The organism is Acidithiobacillus sp. TH-A35, assembly GCF_057473505.1.
The window spans coordinates 1-4,173 of record NZ_JBYCKR010000286.1 but is presented as its reverse complement, the minus strand read 5'-3'; the positions used below and the strand labels follow the sequence as shown (position 1 = coordinate 4,173).

At 55.1% G+C, this 4,173-nt stretch carries 6 protein-coding genes and 1 pseudogene; all 7 read left to right on the top strand.

Going from position 1 to position 4,173, the window contains the following annotated elements; genetic code table 11:
* A pseudogene (locus AC2VNK_RS09310) lies at positions 1-416 on the top strand (formate dehydrogenase); the annotation flags it as partial.
* Positions 417-434: 18 nt separating this feature from the next.
* Positions 435-1,127, top strand: coding sequence for a 4Fe-4S dicluster domain-containing protein (locus tag AC2VNK_RS09305; protein ID WP_291525024.1), 693 nt, complete (start codon positions 435-437; stop codon positions 1,125-1,127).
* A 9-nt stretch (positions 1,128-1,136) separates the two neighbouring features.
* On the top strand, positions 1,137-2,075 hold the full coding sequence (locus tag AC2VNK_RS09300) for a dimethyl sulfoxide reductase anchor subunit family protein (protein ID WP_291525026.1): 939 nt from the start codon (positions 1,137-1,139) through the stop codon (positions 2,073-2,075).
* A 61-nt stretch (positions 2,076-2,136) separates the two neighbouring features.
* Positions 2,137-3,165, top strand: a complete 1,029-nt coding sequence (moaA, locus tag AC2VNK_RS09295; RefSeq protein WP_291525028.1) for a GTP 3',8-cyclase MoaA — start codon at positions 2,137-2,139, stop codon at positions 3,163-3,165.
* A gap of 100 nt (positions 3,166-3,265) precedes the next feature.
* Positions 3,266-3,595: a rhodanese-like domain-containing protein gene (locus AC2VNK_RS09290; RefSeq protein ID WP_291525030.1), complete on the top strand. Its 330-nt coding sequence runs from the start codon at positions 3,266-3,268 to the stop codon at positions 3,593-3,595.
* A 123-nt stretch (positions 3,596-3,718) separates the two neighbouring features.
* Complete coding sequence (locus AC2VNK_RS09285) at positions 3,719-3,949, top strand: sulfurtransferase TusA family protein (protein ID WP_014029822.1); 231 nt, start codon at positions 3,719-3,721, stop codon at positions 3,947-3,949.
* Positions 3,950-3,994: 45 nt separating this feature from the next.
* On the top strand, positions 3,995-4,173 hold a 179-nt coding region (locus AC2VNK_RS09280), incomplete at its 3' end, for a DsrE/DsrF/DrsH-like family protein (protein ID WP_486883553.1).

Genomic DNA, 4,173 nt, shown 5'->3' with positions numbered 1-4,173 from the left:
GTATCGAGGACAAAAGCTGGGTTTGGGTAGAGAGTCACAACGGTAAAATTCGCGTGCAGGTCAAACTCATCGAAGGTTGTCAGGAAGATACGGTGTGGACTTGGAATGCCATTGGCAAGCAGTCGGGTGCCTGGGGATTGAAGCCCGATGCCGCCGAAGCAACCCGCGGCTTCCTGATGAACCATCTGATTTCGGAGCTATTGCCGGCCAAGCAGGGTGAACGGCGTCTGACCAACTCCGATCCGATCACCGGTCAGGCGGCCTGGTATGACCTGATGGTCAAGATCTACCCGGCAGCACCTGGAGAAGAGGGCACTTGGCCAATATTCCCGACCATGAGGCCTCTACCCGGAGACATCCCTGCGCCTGACGTGCTGCGTTATCACACCCACAAGCCTGTCAATCTGAAATCCTGACATGCCAAGGAGAATGTTATGAGACTCGGTTTGGTCATTGATCTGGATACCTGCGTAGGCTGCCATGCCTGCGCGGTGGCCTGTAAGGAATGGAATACCAGCGGTACAACGGCGCCACTGACGGACTACGACCCCTACGGCGCCAAGCCTTCGGGCGTGTGGTTCAACCGCATCCGTCACTATGAGGTGGGCGACTATCCCTACAACAAAACCATTAACTTTCCCATGTCCTGCATGCACTGTGAGAACGCTGAATGCGTGACCGTGTGTCCGACCGGAGCCTCTTACAAGCGCGCTGAAGACGGCATCGTACTGGTCGATCAGAATAAGTGTATGGGCTGCAACTACTGTTCCTGGGCCTGTCCTTATGGTGCCCGCGAACTGGATCGCGTCTCCGGCACCATGAAGAAATGCACGCTCTGCATCGACCGCATTTACGACATGGAGATTCCGGAAGAAGAGCGGCAGCCGGCCTGCGTACTGACCTGCCCGGCGCACGCCCGTATGTTCGGTGATGTTGACGATCCGGAAAGCCCGGTAAGCCGTGCGGTACGCGACCGGGGCGGCTACCAGCTCATGCCCGAACTCAACTACAACCCCACAAATCACTATTTGCCCCCCCGTGTCCACGCCCCCATCCCGACCGAAGAGCTCAAGAAAAAGGTTGTTCGCAAGGTAAAGGAGTGGGTCAATCGTGTCGTTGAGCGTTAAGGAGACCCCATGCATCCGGCTCTCGCAGTTATATTCCTGACCCTGTTCTCCGGCGGTGGTTTTGGCATCATGGCCCTCACGGCCATCGTCAATGATTTCCAGATCGACAGGGGGCTTAGCCCGTTGCAAACCATGATCGCGGTGATCCTCTCCCTCGTCTTTGTCAGTATCGGCATGTTGTCGTCTACCGCCCACTTGGCTAACCCTAAAAATGCCTGGCGGGCCTTCACCCGCTGGCGTACCTCTTGGCTGGCGCGCGAGGGTGTTTTTGCGGTGCTCTACTATCCGTTTGCGGCACTGTATTTGATCTGGGTGTTCTTCACTGGTGGGACCCACGACGCTGTCGGGTTGATTCTGGTGAATCTGGCGGGCGTCATCGGGCTGGTTACCGTTTTCTGCCAAGGCATGATTTACGCCGTGTTGCGTACGATTCGTCAGTGGAATACAGCGCTGGTCCCCGCCAACTTTTACGCCATGGGCTTGGCTACCGGCGCCACAGTATTGGCTGCAGAGCGGATTATCATGGGCGCTCCAGCGGACACGCTGGTGGGTATCGCCCTGGCCCTGTTGGCTGCGTCCGCCGTCATGAAGGGGATTTATTATTTCTGGATCGGTCGTCCAGGTGGCCCGACCATACGTACCGCTATCGGTTTCAATCGTTCTACCGTGCGCATTCTGGAACAGGGACATACCTTTGGAACCTTCCTGACGGAAGAGTTCGGACATACCTTGCCGACGGCTAAAGCGCGGAGTGTCAAGGTCGTGATGTATATCTTCGCCTTTGTCATTCCTATTGCCGCATTGGTGATCAGTATTGCCACCGGACAGTCGGCCTTCGCCTGGATTGCCGTTCTGTCGGTCATCTTCGGAATCGGTGTAGAGCGCTGGCTATTTTTTGTCGAGGCGCAGCATGTGGTTAATCTCTATCATGGCCGTCAGCAGTGTTGAGCGCGATCTCAAAAGAGGTCTAGTATAGATTTTCGGGTAAGGTTCCCAAGGAGTAGCAGGCATGCCGCAAGGGTTATTTGCAGAACCGATACGAGAGACCGCATTAGCGGATCAGTTCGGCCGGCATGTCACCTATCTGCGCATTTCAGTCACTGAGCACTGCAATTTTCGTTGTAGCTACTGCTCTCCAGAAGAAGGGACCCCTTTCTTCGCGCGGGAAGATCATCTTCAGGTAGAAGAATATGATCGCCTGATTCGCATTTTCAGCGGGCTCGGCGTCCGCCACATACGTTTTACGGGTGGCGAACCACTCATTCATCCGCAGATTCTTTCCCTCGTCGGTTCCGCACGTCGCCACGGTGTGGGCAAGATCAGTATCAGCACCAACGGATTACTGCTAGGGCGCCGCGCCGCCGCCCTGCGGCGTATGGGTGTCAATAACCTGAACATCAGCCTTGACAGCCTTGATCCTGAAGTCTTTACACGGGTGACCCGGGGCGGTGACTTGCACCGGGTTCTGGAGGGTGTCGAAGCAGCTATTCTTGCGGAAATTCCTCGGATTAAGCTCAATGTCGTTCTGCTTCGCCAGGATAACGGAAATAGCCTGCCCGCGCTGGTGGAGTATGCGATGCAGCGCGGCATCGACATACGCTTTATTGAGACCATGCCCCTGGGCGAGGCTGGGGCGATCGCCCAGGAGAGGCAATTTTTGAGCGCCGCGGAAGCACAGCAGGTCATCGAGCAGCAATTTGGTCCGCTGCAACCTGTGACCAAGCCCGCAGATAATGGCCCGGCACGCCTTTATCAGCTTCCTGCAGTACGCTCCCAGGTGGGCTTTATTACTCCTATCAGCGACGATTTTTGTGCAACCTGTAACCGGGTACGCCTCACCGCGACGGGGCGCTTGGTGTATTGTCTGGGTCAGGATAGCGGATTGGAGCTTTTACACCTCGTCCGGGGGTCGAATAGTGATGGGCAGATCGCAGAGGCCATTATCCAGGGTATCTGGCGCGATAAGCCGGATCGGCACCACTTTGTAAATGACCCAAGTCGTTCCGCGCGAGTCTTCATGATGCGGCTTGGGGGTTAACCCTTGGGGCGTTTGATGTTTCTGGTATCTGGTCTACACGCCGCTCGGCGCATCGTGTAGACTGATTAACTAATTTTTCTTTCATGTAAGTGAGTGATGCATGTACGGTTTTCAAGAAATCACCGCAGATCAGCTCAAGGCCTTAACGGAACGCGGGGATGCGTTTACCTTGATTGATGTGCGATCGTCCGGCGAAGTGGCGCGGGGGGTCATTGATGGTGCCAAACACCTGCCCTTGCATCTGCTTCCCATGTCTGTGCAGCAGATGGATAAATCGCAAATGATCGTTTTTTATTGCCTGAGCGGTGGGCGCTCGGCACAGGCAGCGGCTTTCGCGGCTGCACAAGGCTTCGGCCAAGTGCTTAATTTGCGGGGTGGAATATCCGCCTGGGCCAATCGAGGCTTTCCCATTGTGCAGTTGCCCAGTTAATAAGGATATTCTAAAATATGGGTGCTTAATCATCAAATCAAAATATTTGCCTTGCTGTTCATGTTGTTCCTGATAGAGTCTTGCAAGTAGTTTTTCAGACATCATAACCGAGGAGGTTAACCCATGGTACAAGAAGACAAAGTACTCGACGCCCGCGGACTGAATTGCCCGTTGCCGATTCTCCGCACCAAAAAGGCGCTTGGTGAACTGACCTCTGGGCAGGTCTTGAAGATCGTTGCTACCGATCCGGGCGCCGTGAAGGACTTCGAGGCGTTTGCCAAGCAGACGAAAAATCCTCTGCTGGAACACGCAGAAGCCGCTGGGGAGTTTATCTTCTTCATCCAGAAAGCCTAAATTTATCGAGGTTGGGTGCAGAAACCCGGCCGGGAGTACGAAATAATGGACGAGAAAAAGTTAGCAATTATCGCCACGAAAGGCACGCTGGATTGGGGCTATCCGCCCTTCATTCTGGCATCTACCGCAGCGGCGCTCGGCTATGGGGTCGAGATATTCTTCACCTTCTACGGCTTGCAGTTGTTGAAGAAGGATTTGAGCCATCTGCGCGTGAGCCCGCTCGG